Below are 23,403 nucleotides of genomic sequence, written 5' to 3' on the forward strand. Positions count from 1 at the left end.
CTGTCCTGATCTGCTCCTGATCCGTTCCTGATCCGTTCTCAGGTGCGAAGCACGGGCGTGGCTCCCAGCCACCGCAGGACCGCGTCCGTGCCGCTCCTGGCGTCCAACTTGGCATAGATGTTGCTGAGGTTGTTGCGCACGGTCTTCTCGCTCAGCCGTAATCGCTGCCCGATCTGCTGCGCGCCCAGGCCGGTCGACAGCAGTTCCATGATCTGCTGCTCGCGCGGTGAGAGCAGGGCCCGCAGCCGCTCCATCGCGTCGTCGGTCGCGGCCATCCGCCGGGCCCCCTCACGCAGGGCGGCGGTCGCCGACGGGGAGAGGTAGGTGTGTCCGACGGTGGCCGCCACCATCGCCGAGGACATCATCTCGGGGCAGTGGTCGCCCTCGACCAGATAGCCCGCTCCGGCCCGGAACACCTCGACCACCGCCTCGGTGTCCCGGCGCGGACTGACCACGACCGCCGGGACACTCCGGGTGCGGAGAACCTCCAGCAGCCCCGGAAAGGACACGGCCGGATCCTCGCAGTGCAGCACGACGACGTCCGCCGTGGTCTCCGCCAACCCCTCGTAGGGCGGGGGGACATGCACCACACGGTCCACGTACGGATCGTCCGGGGGCGGCCAGTTCTCGTGCGGCCAGGTGACCCCCGCAGAGGCCACGGCAACTACGAGTCGCTCGGAGGATCGCACTTCGGAGGTCCTTCCGCCGGAGCCAAAACGTCCGTACGTCCGTACATACGCGGCTCGGCGTAACCGTGTTCAAACAGGCCGTGATCAAAGTCGTGATGAGAGTCGCGCTCAGAGCAGCGGGCCCACCTCGGTCCCGAACGCGCTGATCTGGTCGGTGAGTTCGGCCCGGTCACGGCAGCGGAACCGCACCTGGATCTGGTCCACGCCCATCGCCCCGTAGGCACGCAGGGACTCGGCGAGGGCCTCGGGCGCCCCGGTGAGCGTGCGCCGTCCGACCTCCCACCCCGGATCGCCCACGTACAGCGGCTCGGTGATCGCCCCGAACACGAACGGCTTCTGGACGGACGCCTCTTCGCGCAGTCGCCGTATCCGCTCGATCTGCGCGGGCAGCCGGTCGCGCGGGTCGCCCTGCGGCAGCCACCCGTCCGCCTTGAGCGCGGCCCGGCGTACGGCGGCGGGGGACGACCCGCCGACCCAGAGCGGGACGTGTTCCTGCGCGGGCCGGGGCCGCTGCCCGAGCCCCTCGAAGTCGTACAACTTGCCGTGGTGCTCGGGGAATTCGTCCGGGCCGAGGGCTGCGCGCAACGCGTCGATCGACTCGTCGAGGACGGCCCCGCGCCGCTCGAAGTCCACCCCCAGCGCCTCGAACTCCTCCCGCACGTGCCCGGCGCCGACCCCGAGGATCAGCCGACCGCCGCTGAGGTGGTCGAGGGTGGCGTACTGCTTGGCGGTGAGCAGCGGGTTCCGTAGGCCTACGACCGCCACGTGGCTGAGGAGTTGGACGCGTTCGGTGACGCCCGCGAGGTAGGAGAGGGTGGCGACGGGGTCGTACCAGATCGTGCTCATGGCGGCGGCGAGGCGGCGCGGGACGCCGACGTGGTCGCAGCCCGCGACGTAGGCGAAGCCCGAACGGTCGGCGGCCCGCGCGATCTCGACGAGGTCGGCGGGACCGGCGTCGGCCTCCCAGGGCTCGGCGTAGATGGTGCTCTGGGACTGGACGGGCAGCTGCAACCCGTAGGCGAGGCCGCTCACTTGGGGCCCTCCCACAGTCCGTCCGGCGTCAGGCCCAGCAGCTCGATCGCGTTGCCCCGTACGATCCGTTCGACCACGTCCGGTGCCAGGTGACCCATCTGTGCCTCGCCGACCTCGCGGGACTTGGGCCAAGTGGAGTCGGAGTGGGGGTAGTCGGTCTCGTAGAGGACGTTCCCGACGCCGATCGAGTCGAGGTTCTTCAGGCCGAACGCGTCGTCGAAGAAGCAGCCGTAGACGTGCTCGGTGAAGAGTTCGGACGGCGGGCGGTGGACCTTGTCGGCGACGCCGCCCCAGGCACGGTTCTCCTCCCAGACGACGTCGGCGCGCTCCAGGATGTAGGGGATCCAGCCGATCTGGCCCTCGGCGTACATGACCTTGAGGTCCGGGAAGCGCTCGAACTTGCCGCTCATCAGCCAATCCACCATGGAATAGCAGCAGTTGGCGAAGGTGATCGTGGAGCCGACGGCGGGCGGCGCGTCCGCCGAGGTCGACGGCATCCGGCTGCTGGAGCCGATGTGCATGGCGATGACCGTGCCGGTCTCGGCGCAGGCGGCGAGGAACGGGTCCCAGTCGTCGGTGTGGATGGAGGGCAGGCCGAGGTGCGGGGGTATCTCGGAGAAGGCGACGGCGCGGGTGCCGCGGGCCGCGTTGCGGCGGACCTCCGCCGCGGCCAACTCCGGGTCCCAGAGGGGGATGAGAGGCAGTGGGATCAGGCGGCCGTGCGCCTGCGGGCCGCACCACTCCTCCACCATCCAGTCGTTGTAGGCGCGCACGCAGAGCAGGCCGAGTTCGCGGTCGGCGGCCTCGGTGAACGTCTGGCCGCAGAAGCGGGGGAAGGTGGGGAAACACAGCGCGGACTGGACGTGGTTGACGTCCATGTCGGCGAGCCGGGACGGGACGTCGTACGACCCCGGACGCATCTGCTCGTAAGTGATGACTTCGAGCTTGATCTCGTCCCTGCTGTAGCCGACGGCGGTGTCGAGGCGGGTGAGGGGGCGGTGCAGGTCCTCGTAGACCCACCAGTCGCCGATGGGTCCGTCGTCGCCGGGCTCACCCATCACGGGCTTGAACCGCCCGCCGAGGAACGTCATTTCCTTCAGTGGCGCGCGGACGACGCGAGGGCCGGTGTCCAGGTACTTCTTGGGCAGCCGGTGCTGCCAGACGTCGGCGGGCTCCACGGTGTGGTCGTCGACGGAGATGATCAGCGGGAGGGTGGCCAGGTCGGTTTCCTGGGGGTTCTGGGTGTCCATGGCGCTCACGGTAGCGCCGATCTGACGACCCGTCAGCTAGCTGGATCGGGGTTCGGGGTGCTCGGTTCTGTGCGGACTTGTGCGCAGGCCGTGTGAGGGCCTTGTGATATCCCGCGCGGCCAGGTGTGAGCGGTGTCTCCGAGAGCTGACGCATCCGCCGCGGACAAGGCAAACTGTCGTAGTGAACAGGCTTGCCTAGGGGGAACGGCGATGGACGGTGGACCGCGAGTACCGGAGCAGCGGCGTCCCGGGTCCGGCTCGGAGGAGTCGACCGCGCTGCGCTTCAGCGTGCTCGGTCCGGTACGTGCCTGGCGGGGCCCTGTCGCGCTGAACACGGGCTCGCCACAGCAACGCGCCCTGCTGGCCGCGCTGTTGCTCCGCGAGGGCCGCACGGCGACCGCCGGTGAGCTGATCGACGCCCTGTGGGGCGACGACCCTCCGTCGCAGGCGCTGGCCGCGGTGCGGACGTACGCGTCCCGGCTGCGCAAGGCGCTGGACGCCGGGGTGCTGGTCAGCGAGTCGGGCGGGTATGCCGTACGGGGGCTGCCCGAGGGCGCGTTGGACGTGGCCGAGGTGCACGACCTGGCGAACGAGGCGGAGAAGGCGAAGTCGGCGGGTGACCTGTGCCATGCGCGGGACCTGCTGGGCCGGGCGCTCGCGCTGTGGGACGGCGAGCCGCTGGCCGGACTCCCGGGCCCCTACGCGGAGGCGCAGCGCGTCCGCCTGGAGGAGTGGCGGCTCCAACTCCTCGAATCCCGGCTCGACATGGACCTGGAGCAGGGCTGCCACGCCGAGGCCGTCAGCGAGTTGACCGCCCTCACCGCGGCCCACCCGCTCCGCGAACGCCTCCGCGAGCTGCTGATGCTCGCCCTGTACCGCTCCGGCCGCCAGGCGGAGGCCCTGGCCGTGTACGCGGACACCCGGCGCCTGCTCGCCGACGAGCTGGGCGTGGACCCGCGCCCCGGCCTGCGCGAACTCCAGAACCGCATCCTCCAGGCCGACCCGGGCCTCGCGGAGCCCTCCGCCCCGGCGGCGGAGACCGTGGCGGCCCCGGTCCGCCCCCACCAACTCCCGGCGACGGTCCCGGACTTCACCGGCCGGGTGTCCTTCGTGTCCGAGCTGAGCGATGTGCTGGCCTCGGCGGAGGGCCGCGTGATGGCGGTCTCGGCGCTCGCGGGAATCGGCGGCGTCGGCAAGACGACTCTCGCGGTCCACGTGGCCCACCAGGCCCGGTCCGCCTTCCCCGACGGGCAGTTGTACGTCGACCTCCAGGGCGCGGGCTCCCGGTCCGCCGAGCCGGAGACCGTACTGGGCGCGTTCCTGCGGGCGTTGGGCACCCCGGACTCCGCGATACCCGACTCCCTGGAGGAACGGTCCGCGCTGTACCGGTCGGTGCTGGACGGGCGGCGGGTGCTGGTCCTGCTGGACAACGCGCGGGACGCGGCACAGGTACGCCCCCTGCTCCCCGGCATGGAGGGCTGCGCGGCGCTGGTGACGTCCCGTGTACGGATGGTTGACCTCGCCGGGGCGCATCTCATCGACCTGGACGTGATGTCCCCCGAGGAGGCGCTCCAGCTCTTCACGAAGATCGTCGGCGCCGAACGCGTCGCCGCCGAACGGGAATCGGCCCTGGACGTGGTGGCGGCCTGCGGCTTCCTGCCCCTCGCCATCCGCATCGCGGCCTCCCGCCTCGCGGCCCGCCGCACCTGGACGGTCTCCGTCCTCGCCGCCAAACTCGCCGACGAACGGCGGAGGTTGGACGAACTCCAGGCCGGCGACCTCGCCGTGAAGGCCACCTTCGAGCTGGGATACGGCCAGTTGGAGCCGGCCCAGGCGCGGGCGTTCCGTCTGCTGGGGCTGGCGGACGGCCCGGACATCTCCCTCGCGGCGGCCGCGGCGGTGCTGGACCTCCCGGTCGAGGACACGGAGGACGTGCTGGAATCCCTCGTAGACACGTCACTTGTCGAATCGGCGGCTCCCGGGCGCTACCGGTACCACGATCTGGTGCGGCTCTACGCGCGTGCGTGCGCCGAGCGGGACGAGTCGTCGCCGACGGAGCGGGGGGCCGCGCTCTCGCGGTTGCTGGACTTCTATCTGGCCACGGCGGCGGGGGTCTACGCGATCGAACGCCCCGGGGACCGGCTGGTGGACCACCTGGAGCCGACCGCCGTGGCGGGCCTGACGTTCGCGAACCGCCAAGCGGCCTGGGACTGGCTCTACTTGGAGGCCGTACCGCTGCTGGCGTGCGTACGGCAGTCGACCGAGAGGTCCACCCTGCGCCGCGCGATCGACCTCCTGTGGGCGTCGGTCGACCTCGCGGAGTCGGGCGCCAACACGAAGGAGTACGAGACGGCCGCGGCGGCCCTGCGTGATGCCGCGCGGGCCGAGGGCGACGTGCGGGCGGAGGGACGCGCGTCGGTCGTGCTGAGCAACGCGCGCCTCTTCTCCGGGCTCTTCGACGTGGCGTACCGGGAGGCGCAGGAGGCGTTCGGGCTCGCGGAGACCACCGACGACCTGCTGCCGTCCTGCTGGGCGGCGAACATCCTCGGCGGCATCGCCTTCTACCAGAACCGGCACCAGGACGCCGAGGACCACTTCGGCCGGGCCATCACGAAGTTCCGGCACTGCGGCGACATGGCGGGAGCGGCGGCCGCCCTCTGCAACCTGTCCCGGCTCCACCTCGCGACGGGCCGTGCCGAATCGGCGGTCGAGCTCGCCCGGCAGGGAGTCGACATCTACGAGAACCTCGGCCACTCCCTGCGGGGAGCGAACGGGCACTACGCGCTCGGGATGGCCCTCGGCAAGACGGGCCAACACGCCAACGCCGCCGAGCAGTTGGAGGAGGCCCTCCGGGTCTTCCGCTCCAGCCGCCAGCGCCTGTGGGAGGGCATGACGCTCTGCCGGCTCGCGGAGGTCGACCTCGACGCCCGCAGGCAGGCCAGCGCCGCGAGCAACGCCGAGATGGCGCTCACCGTCCTCCGGGGGATCGGCGGCGAGTGGCGGCGCGCGCACGTGCTCACCGTGCTGGGCAGGGCGCTGAACGGCATCGGGCACTCCGGGCGGGCCGAGGTCTGCTGGCGTGAGGCCCTGGAGATCTACGAGGGGCTGGACTCGCCGGAGGCCGCTCAGGTGCGGCTGCTGCTCACCCCGGTCCCGGCTTCCTAGGCCCCCCAGGCGGGGCACGGGCGGCGTTCATCGTTCGTTTATCGCCGCCCGGCACTCTTTCCTTAGTCGATCCGTCGCGTCGGGGGGCAGACGGACCGCCGGTGAGGTCGCCTTTTCCTGCATCTAGGGTGGGCGACCGAGTACCCGTCCGGTCATCTTCGGGGGAGTTGACCGGACGGGTCTCTCACAGTTCCGACTTGCTCCAACAGGGGAGGCACCACCATGAGCGACACCGAGAACGACACGGTCACGCCGGACAACACGCACGTCACCGACGAGCCGGCCGGCGAGGAGATCACGCCACTCAACACCCATGTGACCAGCAGCCCGATCAAGCCGCTGAACACGCACGTCACCGTCCTCGCCGACGACGTGACCGACACCCCGGACAACACCCACGTGACGTCCGAACCCAGCTAGACCATCTCCCCAGCACGGGGGAATCGGCCGCGACGGCCCCGGGGGAGCCGTCGCGGCCGATGTGTGTCCATCAGGGAGTGCGGGGCTGCCCCCGCAACTCCCCCTTGACCACCTTGCCGCTGGCGTTCCGGGGCAGCTCGCCCACGAACTCCACCACCCGCGGCACCTTGTAGTTCGCCATCTCCCGGCGCGCCCAGGCGATCAGGTCGTCGCCGGTCAGCGTCACGTCCGGCCGCCGTACGACGTACGCCTTGCCGACCTCGCCGAGCCGCGCGTCCGGTACGCCGATCACCGCCACGTCCGCGACATCGGGATGGACGCCCAGCAGCTGCTCTATCTCCGCCGGGTACGCGTTGAAGCCGCCGACGATGAACATGTCCTTGATCCGGTCGGTGATGCGCAGGTTGCCCTCGTCGTCCAGGACGCCGACGTCACCGGTGCGCAGCCAGCCGTCCTCGCCCAGCACCTCCGCCGTGGCCGCCGCGTCCTCGTAGTAGCCCCGCATGACGTTGAAGCCCCGGACCAGCACCTCACCCGGGGTGCCGTCAGGCGCCTCCACCCGGACCTCGGTCCCCGGGATCGCCCGCCCCGACGTCGACGCGATCACCGCCGGATCGTCCCCGCGCCGGCACATCGTCACGATGCCGCTGGCCTCCGAGAGGCCGTACGCCGTGAGGACGGTCCCGACTCCCAGCTCGCCCCGCAACCGCTCCACCAGCCGCAACGGCACCACCGCCGCGCCGGTCACCACGAGCCTCAGAGCAGACAGGTCGTGCGCGTCCCGGGCGGGGTGGTCGAGGAGGGACTGGTGGAGGGTGGGCGGGCCGGGGAGCACCGACACCCGTTCCGCGGCGATGTTCGCGAGCACCGTGTCCACGTTGAACACCGGCTGCGGGATCATCGTCGCGCCCCGCATGAGGCAGGCGATCACGCCCGCCTTGTAGCCGAAGGTGTGGAAGAAGGGGTTCACGATCAGGTAGCGGTCGCCCTGCCGCAGTCCCGCCAGGTCGCTCCAGATCTCGTAACCCCGCAGCGTCTGCGCGTGCGTGATCACCGCGCCCTTGGGGCGGCCCGTCGTCCCCGACGTGAAGATGATGTCCGAGACCGACGTACCGTCCAACTGCCCTTCGCGCTCACGGACTTCGGCCGCCGCGACCCCCTCCCCGCCCGCCAGGAAGTCCTTCCACGTACGGAAGTCGGCGGGCGCGTCGTCGGCCAGCACCACCACCTGCTCCAGCGCCGGAAGTCCGGGCAGCGGACCGTCCCCGGCCCCCTCCCCCGCCGCGCGCCGCAGCGACGCCACGTACGACGTCCCCAGGAACGTCCCGGTCACGAACAGCAACCGCGCCCCGCTGCTCCGCAGTACATACGCGGCCTCGCTCCCCTTGAAGCGCGTGTTCAGCGGCACGAGCACCGCGCCCGCCGACACCGCGCCCAGCGCCGAGACGATCCAGTCCGTCGAGTTGGGCGCCCAGATGCCCACCCGGTCGCCGACCTCGACCCCGGCGGCGATACAGGCGGCCGCCGCCCGCTCCACCCGGGCGCCCAGTTCGGCGTACGAGATCCGCGTCCGGCCCTCCACCACCGCCTCGGCGTCCGCGTACCGTTCCACGGCCGAGCGCACCAGGCCCGGGACGGTGTCCCACTCCACGTCTCCGCGCATGAACGGCCTCCCCGCACCCAATAGCTGACTACCCGTCAGATTAGCTGTAGCCTGACGCCCTGTCAGCAGCCCCGGTGTCACGCGGAGGTGCACAGAGCATGGCCGGACAGCGCATGGGGGGACAGCGCATGGGGGGACAGCGCATGGCGGGACTGAAGGACGCGACCGCGATCGTCGGCATCGGACAGACCTCCTTCGCCAAGCAACTCCCCGAGGACGAGCGGACCTTGGCGTGTCGGGCCGTCCTCGCCGCCCTCGACGACGCGGGCATCGCCCCGAGCGAGGTGGACGCCCTCGCCTCCTACACGATGGAGGAGACGGACGAGGTCGAGCTCGCGAAGGCGGTCGGCTTCGGGGACCTGACCTTCTTCAGCAAGATCGGTTACGGGGGCGGGGGTTCATGCGCCACCGTCGCGCATCTCGCCACCGTCATCGCCGCCGGGCAGGCGACGGTCGGCGTGGCGTGGAGGTCCCGGAAGCGCGGCAGCGGGGCGAGACCGTGGACCAACACGACCCGCCAACTCCCCACCCCCGCCCAGTGGACCCGCCCCTTCGGCCTCCTCCGGCCGGCGGACGAGATAGCCATGCTCACGCGCCGGTACATGTACGAGTACGGCGCGACCCGGGACCACTTGTTCAACGTCGCCCTCGCCTGCCGCAACCGCGCCAATCAGAACCCGGCCGCGATCATGTACGACCGCCCGCTCACCCGCGAGATGTACATGACCTCCCGCTGGATCAGCGAACCCCTCTGCCTCTTCGACAACTGCCTGGAGACGGACGGGGCGTTGGCCTGCGTGGTCGTCTCCCGCGAACGCGCCCGCGACTGCCGACGCACCCCCGTCTACGTCCACTCCGCCGCCCAGGGCCTCCCCGCCCAGCACCACGGCATGGTCAACTACTGGAACGACGACCCGCTCACCGGCCCCGCCTGGACCGCCGCCCGACACCTGTGGAAACACGCCGACTTCACCCCGCAGGACGTCGATGTCGCCCAGATCTACGACGCGTTCACCGCCCTCGTCCCGCTCTCCCTGGAGGGCTACGGCTTCTGCGGACGCGGGGAAGGGGGCGCCTTCACGGAGGGGGGCGCGCTGGAGATCGGCGGCCAACTGCCCCTGAACACCGGCGGAGGCGGCCTCTCCGAGGCGTACGTCCACGGCTTCAACCTGATCAACGAGGGCGTACGGCAGTTGCGCGGCACCAGCACCGCCCAGGTCCCGGACGCCGCCACCTGTCTGGTGACGGCGGGCGAGGGCGTCCCCACCTCCGCCCTGCTGCTCACGAAGTGAAATGAGGAGTCGACCGCCATGCTCACTCCGCTCACCGACGCCGACGGCGCCCCCTTCTGGCAGTACGCCCGCGAGGGCGAACTCCGCGTCCAGACCTGCGCCGACTGCGAGGAGCCCCGCTTCCCGCCCCGCCCCTGCTGCCCCCACTGCCAGTCCTTCGCGAGCGAGTGGCGGCAGGTGAGCGGCCGGGGCCGGGTCTGGTCCTACGTCTTTCCCCACCCCCCGCTGCTTCCCGACTACGCCGCCGTCGCGCCCTACAACGTGATCGTCGTCGAGCTGGTCGACGCCCCGCGCATCCGGCTGGTCGGGAATCTGGTCACCGGGCCCGGGGCCGCGCTCGACTCCCTTGCTCCTGAACGGGTTCGGATCGGGGCGCGGGTGCAGGTCGTGTTCGACGAGAGCGGGCTTCCGCAGTGGGTTCTGGAGCGGGCATGACTCTCTCCCCTCTCACCGATCTCACCACTCTCGCCGTCTCCATCGACAAGGACACCGCCGTCGCGGTCGTCACCCTCGACCGGCCGCGCAAGCTCAACGCCATCGACCTCACCACGGCCGCCGAACTGGCTGCTGTGTGGCGGGAGTTGCGGTTCGACGACTCCGTACGGGCCGTCGTCCTCACCGGGGCCGGAGAGCGCGCCTTCTGCACCGGGCTCGACCGGGACGCGGTCGTCCCGCAGCCCAACTCGCCCTACATGCAGGACGATCCGCTGCTGGGCATCGGCCCGAAGGCCAACGACCTCTGGAAGCCGGTGATCTCCGCCGTGCGCGGGATGGCCTGCGGCGGGGCCTTCTATCTGCTGGGCGAGAGCGAGTTCGTGGTCGCCGACCCGACCGCCGTGTTCTTCGACCCGCACACCACGTACGGGATGGTCAGCGCGTACGAGTCGGTGCTGATGGCGCACCGGATGCCGTACGGCGAGGTCGCGCGGATGATGCTCATGGGGACGGCCGAGCGGATCTCCGCGCGGCGGGCGTACGAGCTCGGGCTGGTCTCCGAACTCACCGAGCCCGGGCGGGCGTTGGAGGCCGCCGTGGCCTGTGCGACCGTCATCGCCGGGTATCCGACCGAGGGGGTCCAGGGGACCGTGCGGGCGTTGTGGGCGGCGAAGGAGGCGGCGCGGGCGCAGGCGTATGCGCAGGCGCCGCCGCTGATCGCCCTCGGCAATCTTCCGACCGAACGGCAGGCGGAGCTGTTCGCCGGACGGAAGAACGGCGGCTTCCGAACCCGGTGAGGGTCAGGTCCCGGCGGTGGCCCTGGGGTCGACCTCGCAGTGGTCGACCGGGGTGGAGGTGCCGAGCACGCGCACCCGGACGGTCGCCTTGCCGTTCGCCGGGACCTTCACGTCCGCGTAGTTGAAGTCGACCTCGTTGTCCTGGGCGTCCTTGAAGGTGACGTCGACGGAGAAGGTGGCCTTGCGGCTGTTCGGGTTGCTGACCTCGACGGTCGCGTACTGCTTGGTCGCCGTCGCGCAGCTCACCAGCCTCGCCGTACCGTCCCGCAGGCTGGTGCCGCTGCCGGAGGTGGCCGTAGAGGTGGGTGTGGAGCGGTAGTTGGGCCGGTGGGTGTAGGAACTGCCCCCGGACGAACCGCCTGTTGAGCCGCCCGACGACGAACTGCCGGACGATGTCGACGTGTCGTGGTCCTGGCTGGAGCTGCTGCAGCCGCCCCCTCCCCCGCCGCTCCTGTGACGGCTGGTGCTGTGGTGCCGTCCGTCGGAGAAGCCGGTGAGGGTGAGAACCGTCAGTGCCAGTACCGCCGTGAGTTTGAGCCTGCGCCCCCGCGTTTGCATCCGCTCATCGTACCGACGTGGATCGGGCGCTGATCACGCCGTGCGCGCGGTACCCGTGCCCTTCTCCGCGTCGAGGGCGTACACGCAGCGGTCCTTGCTGCACGCGTACACGACCCCGTCCCGGACGACCGGCGCTCCGGTGATCTCGCCGCCGGTGGCGAGCTTCCAACGGAGGCGCCCGTCATCGGACTTGAGGGTGTAGAGGAGGTGGTCGGTGGAGCCGAAGTGGATGCGGCCCTCGGCGACCGCGGGGGTGCCCACGATGTCGCCGCCGGCCTGGAAGCGCCACTTGGGTGTGCCGGTGACCGCGTCGAGCGTGTAGAGCCCCTTGCCGCTGCCGACGTGGACGTGGCCCGCGGCGACGAGGACCGGTTCGATCGACGCCCGGGACTCGGTCGCGATGCGCCAGCGGTCGCGGCCGTCGGCGGCGTCGAGGGCGTAGACCGTGCCGAGGTAGTCGGCGAGGTAGATGCCGCCGCCCGTGACCGCCGGGCCGGGGGCGAAGGTGGGCGGGCAGAGGAAGACCGCCGGGGCCTCGAAGTGCCAGCGGACGCGGCCGCTCGCCACCTCGACGGAGAGGACGCGGGTGCCGGCGGAGACGTAGACCTGACCGTCGGGGGCCGGGGTGATCCGTACGGGGACGCCGCCGCAGGAGGCCGCGTCGCCGATCGGGTACGCCCAGCGCTCGTCGCCCGTCCGGGCGTCCAGGGCGTGGAGGCGGGCGTCCTGCCAGACGTAGACCGTGCCGTCGTGCAGCGCCGGGCCGGCCTCCGGGGACTCGAAGTCGGTCTGCGCGCCGGTCAGTTGCCACAGCTTCTGGCCGGTGGAGGCCTCCCATGCCTGCACTCCGCCGCCGCGGGTGCCGGTGACGACGGTGCCGCGCTCGGCCTTGAGGGAGTACACCCAGGCGTCGGTGGACAGCCGCCACAGGTCACCGCCCTCGCGGGCGTCCAGGGCGAAGAGGGTGGGGCCGTCCGAGGCGTGGATACGGCCGTCCGCGACCGCCATCGACCAGGCGACGTCCCGGGTCTTGAAGGACCGGCGGCCGGTCCCCACGTCCAGGGCGTGCACCTCGAAGGAGGTGACGTAGACGAGGTCGCCGGCGACGGTCGGGGTGCCCCAGACGTCGTTCGACATGCGGAACCGCCAGGGGCGCCAGCCGGAGGCCGTTTCCGGGGGCAGCGCGGGGGGCGGGGGTACGGCGGCGGGGTCGGCGCCGTTGACGCCGGGGCGGGGCCGGGACCAGGAGGCGACCAGGCCGGCCTCCGGAGGGGGTGCCTTCACGGCGGCGGCGCGGGCGTCGGCGACCCGGGGACCGGGACCGATGGGCACGGGCGCGCCCGCGAGCCGTACGGGCCCGGTGTCGGGGGCGCCGACCGGGACGGGCACGACGGGGTCGTGGGAGGGCGGGGGCGGTACGGCAACGCGCCCGCCACCACCGCTGCGCCCCGCGGTGGGCGTCGGTTTCACCGGCGGGCGGCCGCCGCGCCGGGTCTCGATCAGGGTCACCGCGCGCTCGGGCAGCCAGGCAGACGCCGTACCGCTGTCGTCGGAGCCGGAGCCGAAGAGGTGCGGGGCGAGCTGGGCCTGGAGGTCGGCCGGGTTGGGCCGCCCGGTGGCCTCCATCTGCATGCAGGACTCGATGAGGGGGCGCAGTTCGTCCGGGAGGCCCTGGAGGTCGGGGCCCTCGCGCAGCAGCATGAAGACGGTCTCGACCGGGTTGGCGCCATGGAACGGGGGGTGTCCGGTGGCGGCGAACACGAGCATCGAGCCGAGCGAGAACACGTCGCTCGCGCCGGTGACGCTGCGGGAGTCCTTCGCCTGCTCGGGAGACATGTAGGCCGGGGTCCCCACGGCCACATTCGTCATCGTCAAACGGGTGTTCGACACGCCGGAGGCGATACCGAAGTCGATGACCCGAGGCCCGTCCTCGACGACGAGGACGTTGGAGGGTTTCAGGTCCCGGTGCACGAGCCCGGCGCCATGGATGGACTGGAGCGCCTCCGCGACCCCCGCCGCGAGCCAGCGCACCGCCTGGGCCGGCATCGGCCCGCACTCGTTCACTATCTCTTCGAGGGAGGGCGCGGGCACGTACGCGGTGGCCAGCCACGGCACGGCCGCCCGCGGATCGGCGTCGACCACGGCGGCCGTATAGAACCCGGAGACGGCCCGCGCGGCTTCCACCTCACGCGTGAAGCGGACCCGGAAGAGCTGGTCCTCGGCGAGCTCCGTCCGCACGGTCTTGATCGCCACCCGCCGGCCGGACGCCGAGCGCGCGAGATAGACCAGCCCCATGCCGCCCGCGCCCAGCCGTCCCAGCACCTCGAACGGCCCGATCCGCCGCGGATCGTGCTGCGTCAGCTGATCCACCACTTGCCTGCCACCTCCCCGTACGAGCCACGCCACCCACATGTACGCGACCCCGTGCAGCGTCTCACCACCGCACCGCCATGGCGGCACGCACCCTGATTCTTCCTGGCCGGGCCACAGGTTGCGAACCCGGCGACTAATCGGGGTGTCTCGCCATATCTCCGGACAAACGTCCAGGTGTCAGCGTTGCGGTCATCGTTGCAGCAGTGCGAACGACGCCCCTTGATTGTCGGTGACGACCGCCACTTTCCCGTACGACGTCTCGAAGAGCGGAACCTGAACCCGCCCCCCGAGCCGGTGCACCGCCCCCAGCACAGGCTCGATGTCCTCGACCCGGAAGTGAACGAGGAAATGCGGCGGCATCTCGACCGGGAAGACGTCGGAGACGGGAGCCCGCCCGAAATCGGGGGCGGCATCCGGTCCGAAGAGGGCGTCTGTGAAAAGTCCGCCGTAAAAATTGTTGGCCGCCTCCGTGTCGCGGGCGTACAGCTCGGCCCAGCCGAAGGTGCCGGGCTTGTGCCGGGTCCCGAAACCGGGGTGCCGGGCCGCCTGCCACAACCCGAAGACAGCGCCTTCGGTGTCAGCGGCGAGAACAGCGGTGCCCAGTTCCCCCAAGGCCACCGGAGCCATCACCACCTGCCCACCGGCCTCCCGAATACGCCCGCTCAGCCGCACCACGTCCGGCGTCGCGAAGTACACCGTCCACACGGTCGGCATCCGTCCGTCCGCCTTGTGGGCGAGCGCCGCGACCGCCTGGCCGTCCTTGCGGGCCCATACGGAGCCGCCGTACGCCTCCTCGAAGGTCCACCCGAAGAGCTCACCGTAGAACCGCCTGCCCGCCGCGAGGTCCGGAAGCTGTGCGTCCACCCAGCAGGGGACGCCCTCTCCGTAGGTCTCTTCCTTCGCGGATGCCCTGTTTTCGGCCATACCGTCAAAGTAACGGCGCCGCACGCACCCCGCAGACCAGGCACACCACCCTCTGGACCCTCGTGCACCCCATTTGCAGTCGGCCGAATCGCGCTCCGATCACCCCTCGGTAAGCTGACGGCATGACAGGACAAGTGCGTACCGTCGACGGCCGCGTGGCCGGCCGGCGTGGGCAGGCGACCCGGCAGAAGCTGCTCGACTGCCTAAGCGAGATGCTCAGCTCCTCCCCTTACCGGGACGTCAAAGTCATCGATGTCGCCCGGAAGGCGGGGACTTCACCCGCGACCTTCTACCAGTACTTCCCGGACGTCGAAGGTGCCGTCCTGGAGATCGCCGAGCAAATGGCCACGGAGGGCGGTCAGTTGACCGAACTGCTCGCCGGCCGGTCATGGGTCGGCAAGGCGGGCTGGCAGACCTCCCAGGAACTCGTGGACGGTTTCCTGGAGTTCTGGCGCAGGAACGACGCGATCCTCAGGGTCGTCGACCTCGGAGCCGCCGAGGGAGACAAACGGTTCTACAAGATCCGGATGAAGATCCTGAACTCCGTGAACAACTCCCTCTCGGACGCGGTCGCCGAGCTGCAGTCCAAGGGCAAGGTCGACAAGGACGTGAACCCGGCGGCGGTCGCCGGTTCACTGGTCGCGATGCTCGCGGCCGTCGCCTCGCACCAGAAGGGTTTCCAGACGTGGGGCGTCAAGCAGGCTGAACTCAAGCCGAACCTGGCGCTGTTGGTCCACCTGGGCGTGACCGGCAAGAAGCCGACGAAGTAGGAGTCCCTTCCAGACTCTGCTTCTCAGGTCCCAAGTCCTGTCTCGCGGGCGGTGGTTCACTCCGGTGGACCACCGCCTGCCCTGCGTGTGATCCGGAACAGCCGGATCTCCCGCTCGATCCGTTTCTGGTACGTGGCGTACGGCGGCCAGAACGCCAGCGCGGTCTGCCACACCCCGGCCCGCTCCTCGCCCGCCAACAGCCGTGCGGTGACGGGGATTTCCTCCCCTTTCCAGCTGATCTCGGCGTCGGGGTGGGCGATCAGGTTGTGCGTCCAGGCGGGATGCCCGCTGCGCCCGAAGTTGGACCCGACGAGAATCCAGCCGCCGTCTTCCGGCATACAGGCAAGGGGACTTCGGCGCGGCTGCCCACTCCGCGCCCCGGTGGAGGTCAGGATCACCCCCGGCAGCATCTGGGCGCTCAGCAGCACCTTCCCGCGCGTGAGCCGGTGCACGGTCCGGTCCATGGCGGGGATGACATGCGGGGCGATCCGCGCGAACGCCCGGGTCGACGACACCTTCTGCACCGCACGCACACCGATCACACCGTCACCTCGCGGTTCTCGAAAAGGTGCGCGCCCTCGGCGGCGTACGCCCGCAGCCGGTGCACCGGCCCGAACAGCAGCTCGTCACCGGCGGCGCGCTTGAAGGAGAGATGGGCGTCGTGCTCCCAGGTGAACCCGATCCCACCGTGCAGCTGGATCCCTTCGGCGGCGGCGGTCCGCAGCGCCTCCAGAGCCTGGGCGAGCGCGAGCCCACCGACCCGCTCCTCCCCCTGGCCGGTCGCCCAAGCGGCGTAGTAGGCAGCCGACTTGGCGGCCTGGACCTGCACATACACATCGGCCAGCCGGTGCTTCACCGCCTGGAACGACCCGATGGCCCGCCCGAACTGCTCACGCTGCTTGACGTAGTGGACGGTCCGCTCCAGCGCCCGGTCGGCGGCCCCGACGGCCTCGGCGGCGAGGACGGCGGCGACGGTGTCACCGGTGGCGGAGAGCTCCCGCAGGACGTTCGGGCCGTCGTCCGGACCGAGCAACTCGGCCTCCACGTCCCGCAGTTCGAGCCGGGCCTGCGGCCGGGTGGCGTCAAGTGCGGTCTGCCGTACGCGTACGAGCCCGTCCGCGTCCCCCGCGACGAGGAAGAGGAGCGTCCGCGACCGGGCGAAGCCCCCGGCGTGAGCGGCGACGAGCAGCACCTCGGCACTGTGTCCGTCGAGAACCTGCGCGACCTGCCCGTACAACCGCCACCCGGAGTCCCCGACCTGCCGGGCCTGCACCCCGCCCGCGCGTCCACCCCCCGCCCATTCCCCGCCGTTGGGGCCGGTGAGGGTGAGGGCGGTGGTGAGGGCGGTGCCGGGGACGGCGAGGGCGGCGGTGAGGGAGCCGGCGGCGATGCGGGGCAGCAGGCGGGCGCGCTGGGTGTCGGTGCCGAGGGCGAGGACGAGGGGCGCGGTGAGCACGGCGGTGGCGAGGAGCGGGGAGGGGGCGAGGAATCGGCCCGTCTCCTCTGCCGCGAGGGCGAGTTCGGTCACCGAGCAGCCGACGCCGCCGTAGGCCTCGGGGAGGGCGAGTCCGGGCAGGCCGAGTTGCCGGGCGAGGGCGGTCCAGAGGGCGGGGTCGTGTCCGGCGGGGCTGTCGACGGCGGCGCGCGACTCGTCCGGCCCACACCGCTTTTGGAGCAGTTCGCGGAGGGTACGGCGGATCTCGTCCTGCTCGGCGGTGAAGCTGGCGTCCATGGCACTTCCCTCCAGATCTGACGGTCCGTCATATTAGGAGTCCGGGCACGATATGCACAGAGGGAGGAGGCCCCTCATGCCAGTGGGGAGCCGCAAGGTCGCCGTGGTGGGCGTGGCTCTGTCCGACTGCGGACGGGTGGACGACACGACCCCCTACGCCCTGCACGCCCAGGCGGCCCGCCGCGCGCTGGCGGACGCGGGCCTGAACCGGTCGGTGGTGGACGGCTTCGCGTCAGCGGGTCTCGGCACCCTGGCCCCGGTCGAGGTGGCCGAATACCTTGGCCTGCGCCCCACTTGGGTCGACTCCACCTCGGTCGGCGGCGCGACGTGGGAGGTCATGGCGGCGCACGCGGCGGACGCGATAGCGGCGGGCCACGCGAACGCCGTCCTGCTCGCCTACGGCTCGACGGCCCGAGCCGACATCAAGGCGGGCCGCCGCACCGGCAACCTCTCCTTCGGCGCGCGGGGCCCCCTCCAGTTCGAGGTCCCCTACGGCCACACGCTGATCGCGAAGTACGCGATGGCCGCGCGCCGCCACATGCTCGAATACGGCACGACCATCGAGCAGTTGGCGGAGGTGGCGGTACAGGCCCGCGCCAACGCCGCCCTGAACCCCGAGGCGATGTTCCGCGACCCGATCACCGTGGACGACGTCCTCTCCGGCCCGATGATCGCCGACCCGTTCACCAAACTGCACTGCTGCATACGGTCAGACGGCGGGGCGGCGATCCTGCTGGCGGCCGAGGAGTACGTACGGGACTGCCGTACGGCGCCGGTGTGGGTGCTCGGGACCGGGGAGCACGTCTCGCACGCGGCGATGTCCGAGTGGCCGGACTTCACGGTGTCACCGGCGGCGGTGAGCGGGCGGCTGGCCTTCCAGCGGGCGGGAGTCGAGGCCTCGGAGATGGACTTCGCGGAGATCTACGACGCGTTCACCTACATGACGCTGGTGACGCTGGAGGATCTGGGTTTCTGCGCGAAGGGCGAGGGGGGCGCCTTTGTGGAGAAGGGGCGGTTGCGGGTGGCCGGCGGGGAGTTGCCCGTGAACACGGACGGGGGTGGGCTGTCGGCCCAACATCCCGGGATGCGGGGGCTGTTCCTGCTGGTGGAGGCGGTACGGCAGTTGCGGGGGGAGGCCGGGGCTCGTCAGGTGACGGGCGCGGACGGCGACTTGCCGCGACTGGGGGTGGCTTCCGGGACGGGCGGCTGGTTCTGCTCTTCAGGGACGGTGGTGCTGGGCCGGGACTGAGCCATCAGGGACTTCCAGGACCGGTTCCGCTTGAAGGGCAGTTCGAAGATCTGGGAGAAGAGCCATGCCGTCAGCACCGAGACGGGCAGGCCCAGAAGCAGCGTGAAGCAGAAGGTGTGCAGACCGGGCGCGACGACATGCGGGGCCACGCGGCGAATGACGACGAGGACGATCGGCAGGTGGATCAGGTAGAGGCTGTAGGAGAAATCGCCGAGGCGCTGAAGGGGTCGCGTGGTCAACAGCCGTACAAGAAAGGCGGGTTGACCGGTGGCAACGGCGGCAATGAGCATCGTCATGGCGGGGGCGATGGCGAGGTCGATCCAGAAGTAGTGGCGCACCGTCCAGACGGAACCCTGGACGAAGCCGAGCGCCAGCACCGGCAGGGCGGCCAGGACGGCGAACCATCCCCACGGCAGACGCCGAACCCGCTCCGACGCGACGACGATGCCCGCACCCACCACTCCGGCGACGAACACGGGAGCCAGATGCGGGGCGAGCCAGTTGTCGCCCTCGACCGGGTTCGAGCCGGGGGCCAGCAGCCCGCGGACGATCACCGGGAGCGTCACGCACGCGATCGCGGCAGCCGCGCTGAACCGCCGCCGGACAAGAAGAATGAGAGGGAAGAGGAGATACAACTCGGCCTCCACTCCGATCGACCAGAAGGCGCCGTTCGGGGTCGGGGCGAAGAACACGTCCTGAAGGACAAGGCCGTAGACGAGGACCGATGAGGTGTTGGGCGGCCCGTAGTGCGAAGCCGGCACCACGAACAGCGAGACGACGAGGCTCAGGGCCAGCGCAGCCCAGTACGGCGGCAGGATGCGCCAGGCGCGTCGGCGCAGGAACTGGGCGACACCGCCCGACCGCCAGCCGTGTCGCGCCGGGGAGATCGCGAGCGAGAAGCCGGACAGCACCAGGAAGAAGACGACGGCGATACGCCCGAACATCAGCACGTCCAGCACCCGGGGCGCCGAACTGTCGGGATACCCCGGGAAGGCGTACAGCCAGCAGTGGAACAGCACCACATACAGCGCCGCCAGCCCACGGAGACCGTCCAGCCCCAGCACCTGCCGACGTACGGGTGCCTCGCTCGCTCTCACATCCACGGAAACTGAAATCGCCCGGCCCTTTCTCCGACGCCACCCTCAACGAGTGGTACGGGGCGTCCGGCCGGGCAGTTCAAACGCTCGGGGTGGACTGTGATGACGGTCTTGTTGTTGCCTGGGTCGGGATCTCGGTCGCCGACATGCTTGGGCATCAACGTACTGCGTTCACCAGTGGACGTTGGGCCACTCGCTTCTCAGCCAGTGTCGGGCTTCCACGGCCCGAGTAAAGGGCGCTCCCTGCGGTCGCGTCGCCTGCGGCGATGGCCCTGCGGGCCACCCTTGACTAGGGCCGCTCCAGCCCGTTTGAGAAGCGAGCGAGCGGCCCGGAGGAACGGGTGGCCAGGCATGCATGCCCGCGCCTGTGCTGAGTTGCGGGCCGGTGTGGTGGGGACGCGTCCGCGTCTCGCCAGCACGCCGCCTCGGCTCAGCGGCCAGCCCCCGGTGGGTAGTTGCTGGAAGCCGGGGGTAAATCTAACCACTAACATGGGCTATGACTGGTTAGAAAAGTACCCAGCCTCCAGAGGTGGGAGGGCCGGGCCGCGTCGGGTCGGGAAGTCCCCACCGGCAGAGAGCCGCTGAGCCGAGGCGGCGTGCAGGCGAGACGCCAGCGCGCCCCCCTGTACCGGCCCGCAACGCAGTACAGACAGGGGGATTCCTAGCTGGCCACCCGTTCCTCCGGGCCGCTCGCTCGCTTCTCAAACGGGCTGGAGCGGCCCTAGTCAAGGGTGGCCCGCAGGGCCATCGCCGCAGGCGACGCGACCGCAGGGAGCGCCCTTTACTCGGGCCGTGGAAGCCCGACATTGGCTGAGAAGCGAGTGGCCCAACGGTCAGTACACAGCTCAGGGCCAGAGCAACCCCTTCGACCAACCCCGCTCCTCCCGGACATAGCTCAGGCGCACGTGCCGTCGTAGCGCGTCCCCCTGGAAGAACTCGACCTCGTCAGGGAACACGCGGTACAGGGTCCAGGACGGGGCAGGGGTTTCCGGTTCGCGTTGTGCCAGGTCCCAGGCTGTCTCGGACGCCTGCGTCAACTCGGCCAGGGACGGGAGGACTTCGCTCTGGTGGCCGGTCAGGGCTGCGGCCAGGGCGCCTGTCGAGTGGGCGTGCAGGTCTGCCTGGGATTCGGTCGGGGTCGCCGGGAGGACCGGGCCTCGTAGGCGGACCTGGCGGCCCAGGCGGGGCCAGTAGAAGGCGAGGGCCGCGTAGGCGAAGCCCTTCAGTTGGTGGCCCTTGCGACTCGTGGAGTGGGTCGCGAAGGACCAGCCCTCCTTGTCCGCGCCGTGCAGCATCACCATCCGTACGTCGGGGAGGCCACCGCCCTCTGACGCCGGGTCGCCGTCCCGCGTCGCCAGTGACATCACGTGGGGTTCGGGCTCACCCGCCGCCACCGCCTCCGCGAACCACGTGGTGAAGAAGGGGAGGGGGGTGTCCGGGGTTGTGGTCGGGTCGAGGGGTGGGAGCTCGGTCAGCTCGGGGGCCCATACCCGTAGTGATTTCAGTAGTTCGTGGAGGTCCGTTCCCGTTGCCATGGGGTGAGTATCACCTCGGGGCCGGGGCGGGGTGGAAGTCGTAGCCCGCGAAGTCCTCCACCGGGCGGTAGCCGATGCGCTGGTAGAGGGCGTTGCTCGTGGCGTTGGCCAGGTCCGTGAACAGGAGTACCTCGTCCGCGCCCGCCGCCCTTGCCATCCTGCTGACCTCCACCGTCACCGCACCCGCGTAGCCCCGACCCCTGAGGTCCGCCGGGGTGTAGACGGGGGCCACCCGGATCTGGCCGGCCACCTTCGTCGTGAGCCCGGCCATGGACACCGGCGTACCCTCCGGGGTCTCCCACAGCGTGATCCCGCCGTACGCGATCCGGGAGTCGGCCCACTCGCCGGGGTCCTGCGAGGTGCCGCTCTCACCGATCGCCTCGGTGAACTCGACGTACCAGCGCACGAGTTGCTCGCGGTCGTTTGCCGTCGCGACTCTCGGGCGGCCCGGTGGGGCGGGTTGCGGGGTCGTCAACTCGGCCAGTCGGTACAGGCGTTGGCGTGCGTGGAGTGCGGGTGACCGTCCCGTTCGTCGCGCCCATGCCTCCGCGAACGTCGATGCCGTGTCCAGTTCGCCCATGACTCCCGGCAACTCGTCGCCGCGCAAGGCCAATTGGGCGGCCAGCTCGCTGGCCTCCCCGGCGGTGAGGGGCGTCAGCATCAGGCGGCCGGGAGGTGTGCGGAAGAAGGCGGCCCGTACGTCGCCGTCGCGTTCCAGGGTGCCGAACACCGGGTCGCCCTCGCCGTACACCCGCAGCCCTCGGCTGTTCAGCGCCGCCGTCACCGTGAGGTGGACCGTGTGGAGGGCGGGGCGGGAACGCAGGAACTTCCCTGCCCGGGTGAGGAATTGGTCGAGGTCACCGGTGATGCGCCAGTCGTCGGTCGTCACAGCTGGACCTCCGGGTCCGTCGCCAGCCGGCCGTGCAGATGGACGTCACGGAACGCGTCCCGCCGGCCCGCCTCGAACATCGCCCCGCGCAACATCCCCTCGGCCGGGAACCCGCAGCGCTCGGCGATCCGGCAGGACGCGTCGTGGCCGAGGGCATGGCCCAGTTCGAGGCGGTGCAGGCCCAGGTCGGTCAGGGCCCAGCGGGCGGCGAGGGCGAGGGCGCGGGTGGCGACGTTGCGGCCGCGGGCCTCGGGCAGGGTCCAGTAGCCGACGCGGGCGACGCGGATGACGTGGTCGATGTCGTTGACGCCGATGTGCCCCAGCGTCGTACCGCTGACCGCGTCCGTGACGCAGAACGACGCGCTGACGCCGTCCTCCGCGTTCTCGGCGCGGGAGCGCAGCGAGCCGCGGGCGCCGGTGACGTCCGTGACCGGCCGCAGGGGGGTGTTCCAGCGCTGGAACTCGGGGTCGGACACCCCGCGCAGCCAGTCCGTCACATCGGTGTCGTCGTCGGCGTCCCAGGGGCGCAGCCGAAGTCCATGACCGTTCAGCTCGGGGAAGGGGTGCTGGAGGGACCGCTCGCGTATGTGGGCCATCGCGCCATTGAATCAAGCCCGCTGTGCGCCGGGTACGTCATTTTCGACCGGCCTGAACACCGGCACCCCGTCCCGGAACGCCACCTCGACCGCCATCCCCGCGCGCAGTTCGGCGGGCTCGGCCCGCACCATTTCCGTCATCATCCGCGGGCCCTCCGCGAGATCGACGACGGCCGCCACGTACGGCACCCGTTCCCCGAAGGGCGGCAGGTCGTTGCGGTGGACGACGGACCAGGTGTAGAGGGTGGCGCGGCCGGTCGCGGGCTGCCAGGTGACGTGCTCGCTCCAGCAGTGCGGGCAGAACTCGCGCGGGTAGTGGTGGACCCGGCCGCAGTCCGCGCAGTGGCGGAGGAGCAGGCGGCCCTGTGCCGCGGCCTCCCAGTAGGCGCGGGTGAACGCGTCGGGCTCGGGGACGTCGTAGCGCGGGGAGGCGCTCATCAGAACCAGCCCAGGGCCGCGTCCACCGACCACACCTGCCAGGACATCGCGAACAGGGCCACGAGCGAGATGAGCGCCATCATCGCGTTCTGCCCCTGCTCCGCCCAGTCGTGGATCATCAGCGTGAAGTAGAGGACGTTGAGGAGCAGGCCCCCGACGAGCGCGGCCGGGGTGAGGAAGCCCACGACCAGGCCGAGGCCCACCGCCAACTCCGCGTAGACGACGACGTACGCCATCGTGCGCGGGCGCGGCGCGACCATCACGTCGAAGCCCGAACGGACCGCAGTCCAGCGGTGTTTGGCGGCGACGTCGGCCGCCCACGCGATGCCGGTGCCGCGCTCGAACCAGGCCTTCTTGTCCTTGTGCCGCCAGCTCTCCAGCCACCACAGCCCGAGTCCTATGCGGAGGACCGCGAGCCAGTCCGCTCCGCTGAGCCAGATCGCATCCATGAATCTGACGGTACGTCAGAAGCTGAAGAAAGCCGAGGGGCAGCCATGAA

At 71.0% G+C, this 23,403-nt stretch carries 22 protein-coding genes; 7 read left to right on the top strand and 15 right to left on the bottom strand.

Translation table 11 applies throughout. From position 1 onward, the window contains the following. Positions 1 to 38 precede the first annotated feature (38 nt). From R2B38_RS16720 to R2B38_RS16730, 3 genes are all read right to left on the bottom strand, one after another. The gene (locus R2B38_RS16720) at positions 39 to 689 is read right to left on the bottom strand and encodes a response regulator transcription factor (protein ID WP_318016947.1); all 651 of its coding nucleotides are present in this window, start codon (positions 687 to 689) and stop codon (positions 39 to 41) included. A gap of 108 nt (positions 690 to 797) precedes the next feature. Continuing rightward, on the bottom strand, positions 798 to 1,721 hold the full coding sequence (locus R2B38_RS16725) for an LLM class F420-dependent oxidoreductase (protein WP_318016948.1): 924 nt from the start codon (positions 1,719 to 1,721) through the stop codon (positions 798 to 800). Continuing rightward, complete coding sequence (locus R2B38_RS16730; RefSeq protein WP_318016949.1) at positions 1,718 to 2,971, bottom strand: amidohydrolase family protein; 1,254 nt, start codon at positions 2,969 to 2,971, stop codon at positions 1,718 to 1,720. Before R2B38_RS16730 ends, R2B38_RS16725 begins: the two co-directional genes overlap by 4 nt. 210 nt (positions 2,972 to 3,181) lie before the next feature. Here R2B38_RS16730 and R2B38_RS16735 point away from each other — a divergent pair, with 210 nt between their 5' ends. Together R2B38_RS16735 and R2B38_RS16740 are read left to right on the top strand one after the other, a co-directional pair. Beyond that, on the top strand, positions 3,182 to 6,136 hold the full coding sequence (locus R2B38_RS16735) for an AfsR/SARP family transcriptional regulator (RefSeq protein ID WP_318016950.1): 2,955 nt from the start codon (positions 3,182 to 3,184) through the stop codon (positions 6,134 to 6,136). A 222-nt stretch (positions 6,137 to 6,358) separates the two neighbouring features. After that, the gene (locus R2B38_RS16740; protein WP_318016951.1) at positions 6,359 to 6,556 is read left to right on the top strand and encodes a hypothetical protein; all 198 of its coding nucleotides are present in this window, start codon (positions 6,359 to 6,361) and stop codon (positions 6,554 to 6,556) included. A gap of 70 nt (positions 6,557 to 6,626) precedes the next feature. Here R2B38_RS16740 and R2B38_RS16745 read toward each other — a convergent pair whose 3' ends face one another. Further along, entirely contained in the window at positions 6,627 to 8,219 is a 1,593-nt protein-coding gene (locus tag R2B38_RS16745) for a FadD3 family acyl-CoA ligase (RefSeq protein WP_318016952.1), read from the bottom strand. Positions 8,220 to 8,362: 143 nt separating this feature from the next. Between R2B38_RS16745 and R2B38_RS16750 the strand changes: the two genes are divergently transcribed. From R2B38_RS16750 to R2B38_RS16760, 3 genes are read left to right on the top strand one after another with little or no spacing between them, the layout of a single operon-like run. Then, positions 8,363 to 9,511 carry a lipid-transfer protein gene (locus tag R2B38_RS16750; RefSeq protein ID WP_318021706.1) on the top strand — a complete coding sequence of 383 codons (1,149 nt, stop codon included), beginning with the start codon at positions 8,363 to 8,365 and terminating at the stop codon, positions 9,509 to 9,511. A gap of 18 nt (positions 9,512 to 9,529) precedes the next feature. Continuing rightward, positions 9,530 to 9,946, top strand: a complete 417-nt coding sequence (locus R2B38_RS16755) for an OB-fold domain-containing protein (RefSeq protein WP_318016953.1) — start codon at positions 9,530 to 9,532, stop codon at positions 9,944 to 9,946. Next, positions 9,943 to 10,743 carry an enoyl-CoA hydratase/isomerase family protein gene (locus tag R2B38_RS16760; RefSeq protein WP_318016954.1) on the top strand — a complete coding sequence of 267 codons (801 nt, stop codon included), beginning with the start codon at positions 9,943 to 9,945 and terminating at the stop codon, positions 10,741 to 10,743. The genes R2B38_RS16755 and R2B38_RS16760 overlap by 4 nt, the downstream gene beginning before the upstream one ends. Before the next feature lie 3 nt (positions 10,744 to 10,746). On the opposite strand, the gene R2B38_RS16765 is transcribed toward R2B38_RS16760, so the two are convergent. The 3 genes from R2B38_RS16765 to R2B38_RS16775 form a co-directional block, all read right to left on the bottom strand. Continuing rightward, positions 10,747 to 11,301 (bottom strand): hypothetical protein, encoded by a 555-nt coding sequence (locus R2B38_RS16765; RefSeq protein ID WP_318016955.1) that lies wholly within the window; start codon positions 11,299 to 11,301, stop codon positions 10,747 to 10,749. 33 nt (positions 11,302 to 11,334) lie between these two features. Then, a complete protein-coding gene (locus R2B38_RS16770) occupies positions 11,335 to 13,674 on the bottom strand; it encodes a serine/threonine-protein kinase (protein ID WP_318016956.1) in 2,340 nt (779 codons plus the stop codon). 189 nt (positions 13,675 to 13,863) lie between these two features. Next, a complete protein-coding gene (locus R2B38_RS16775; protein WP_318016957.1) occupies positions 13,864 to 14,598 on the bottom strand; it encodes a VOC family protein in 735 nt (244 codons plus the stop codon). Positions 14,599 to 14,732: 134 nt separating this feature from the next. On the opposite strand from R2B38_RS16775, the gene R2B38_RS16780 reads away from it, so the two are divergent. Further along, positions 14,733 to 15,368: a TetR family transcriptional regulator gene (locus tag R2B38_RS16780; protein WP_318021707.1), complete on the top strand. Its 636-nt coding sequence runs from the start codon at positions 14,733 to 14,735 to the stop codon at positions 15,366 to 15,368. Between the two features lie 56 nt (positions 15,369 to 15,424). On the opposite strand, the gene R2B38_RS16785 is transcribed toward R2B38_RS16780, so the two are convergent. After that, positions 15,425 to 15,910 (bottom strand): nitroreductase/quinone reductase family protein, encoded by a 486-nt coding sequence (locus R2B38_RS16785; RefSeq protein ID WP_318016958.1) that lies wholly within the window; start codon positions 15,908 to 15,910, stop codon positions 15,425 to 15,427. Beyond that, on the bottom strand, positions 15,907 to 17,100 hold the full coding sequence (locus tag R2B38_RS16790) for an acyl-CoA dehydrogenase family protein (RefSeq protein ID WP_318016959.1): 1,194 nt from the start codon (positions 17,098 to 17,100) through the stop codon (positions 15,907 to 15,909). The genes R2B38_RS16785 and R2B38_RS16790 overlap by 4 nt, the downstream gene beginning before the upstream one ends. 76 nt (positions 17,101 to 17,176) lie before the next feature. Between R2B38_RS16790 and R2B38_RS16795 the strand changes: the two genes are divergently transcribed. Then, positions 17,177 to 18,349, top strand: a complete 1,173-nt coding sequence (locus tag R2B38_RS16795; protein ID WP_318016960.1) for a thiolase C-terminal domain-containing protein — start codon at positions 17,177 to 17,179, stop codon at positions 18,347 to 18,349. On the opposite strand, the gene R2B38_RS16800 is transcribed toward R2B38_RS16795, so the two are convergent. The 6 genes from R2B38_RS16800 to R2B38_RS16825 all read right to left on the bottom strand — a co-directional run bounded on the left by R2B38_RS16800 (position 18,247) and on the right by R2B38_RS16825 (position 23,353). After that, positions 18,247 to 19,452, bottom strand: coding sequence for an acyltransferase (locus R2B38_RS16800; protein WP_318016961.1), 1,206 nt, complete (start codon positions 19,450 to 19,452; stop codon positions 18,247 to 18,249). The two genes, R2B38_RS16795 and R2B38_RS16800, sit on opposite strands and share 103 nt — an antisense overlap. A gap of 839 nt (positions 19,453 to 20,291) precedes the next feature. Continuing rightward, on the bottom strand, positions 20,292 to 20,981 hold the full coding sequence (locus R2B38_RS16805) for a pyridoxal 5'-phosphate synthase (RefSeq protein WP_318016962.1): 690 nt from the start codon (positions 20,979 to 20,981) through the stop codon (positions 20,292 to 20,294). A gap of 10 nt (positions 20,982 to 20,991) precedes the next feature. Then, positions 20,992 to 21,870, bottom strand: coding sequence for a GNAT family N-acetyltransferase (locus tag R2B38_RS16810; RefSeq protein ID WP_318016963.1), 879 nt, complete (start codon positions 21,868 to 21,870; stop codon positions 20,992 to 20,994). Then, the gene (locus tag R2B38_RS16815) at positions 21,867 to 22,466 is read right to left on the bottom strand and encodes a GNAT family N-acetyltransferase (protein ID WP_318016964.1); all 600 of its coding nucleotides are present in this window, start codon (positions 22,464 to 22,466) and stop codon (positions 21,867 to 21,869) included. The genes R2B38_RS16810 and R2B38_RS16815 overlap by 4 nt, the downstream gene beginning before the upstream one ends. Before the next feature lie 12 nt (positions 22,467 to 22,478). Further along, a complete protein-coding gene (locus R2B38_RS16820) occupies positions 22,479 to 22,904 on the bottom strand; it encodes a Zn-ribbon domain-containing OB-fold protein (RefSeq protein ID WP_318016965.1) in 426 nt (141 codons plus the stop codon). Further along, positions 22,904 to 23,353: a hypothetical protein gene (locus R2B38_RS16825; protein WP_033286517.1), complete on the bottom strand. Its 450-nt coding sequence runs from the start codon at positions 23,351 to 23,353 to the stop codon at positions 22,904 to 22,906. Before R2B38_RS16825 ends, R2B38_RS16820 begins: the two co-directional genes overlap by 1 nt. Positions 23,354 to 23,403 lie beyond the last annotated feature (50 nt).

Source organism: Streptomyces sp. N50 (assembly GCF_033335955.1).
In the GTDB taxonomy this organism is placed as follows: Bacteria; Actinomycetota; Actinomycetes; order Streptomycetales; family Streptomycetaceae; genus Streptomyces.

Coding starts and splice junctions, on each gene's coding strand:
- R2B38_RS16740 (WP_318016951.1), top strand. CDS start 6,359: ATGAGCGACACCGAGAACGACACGGTCACGCCGGACAACACGCACGTC.
- R2B38_RS16750 (WP_318021706.1), top strand. CDS start 8,363: ATGGCGGGACTGAAGGACGCGACCGCGATCGTCGGCATCGGACAGACC.
- R2B38_RS16805 (WP_318016962.1), bottom strand. CDS start 20,981: ATGGCAACGGGAACGGACCTCCACGAACTACTGAAATCACTACGGGTA.
- R2B38_RS16765 (WP_318016955.1), bottom strand. CDS start 11,301: ATGCAAACGCGGGGGCGCAGGCTCAAACTCACGGCGGTACTGGCACTG.
- R2B38_RS16760 (WP_318016954.1), top strand. CDS start 9,943: ATGACTCTCTCCCCTCTCACCGATCTCACCACTCTCGCCGTCTCCATC.
- R2B38_RS16790 (WP_318016959.1), bottom strand. CDS start 17,100: ATGGACGCCAGCTTCACCGCCGAGCAGGACGAGATCCGCCGTACCCTC.
- R2B38_RS16795 (WP_318016960.1), top strand. CDS start 17,177: ATGCCAGTGGGGAGCCGCAAGGTCGCCGTGGTGGGCGTGGCTCTGTCC.
- R2B38_RS16745 (WP_318016952.1), bottom strand. CDS start 8,219: ATGCGCGGAGACGTGGAGTGGGACACCGTCCCGGGCCTGGTGCGCTCG.
- R2B38_RS16775 (WP_318016957.1), bottom strand. CDS start 14,598: ATGGCCGAAAACAGGGCATCCGCGAAGGAAGAGACCTACGGAGAGGGC.
- R2B38_RS16755 (WP_318016953.1), top strand. CDS start 9,530: ATGCTCACTCCGCTCACCGACGCCGACGGCGCCCCCTTCTGGCAGTAC.
- R2B38_RS16815 (WP_318016964.1), bottom strand. CDS start 22,466: ATGGCCCACATACGCGAGCGGTCCCTCCAGCACCCCTTCCCCGAGCTG.
- R2B38_RS16730 (WP_318016949.1), bottom strand. CDS start 2,971: ATGGACACCCAGAACCCCCAGGAAACCGACCTGGCCACCCTCCCGCTG.
- R2B38_RS16820 (WP_318016965.1), bottom strand. CDS start 22,904: ATGAGCGCCTCCCCGCGCTACGACGTCCCCGAGCCCGACGCGTTCACC.
- R2B38_RS16825 (WP_033286517.1), bottom strand. CDS start 23,353: ATGGATGCGATCTGGCTCAGCGGAGCGGACTGGCTCGCGGTCCTCCGC.
- R2B38_RS16735 (WP_318016950.1), top strand. CDS start 3,182: ATGGACGGTGGACCGCGAGTACCGGAGCAGCGGCGTCCCGGGTCCGGC.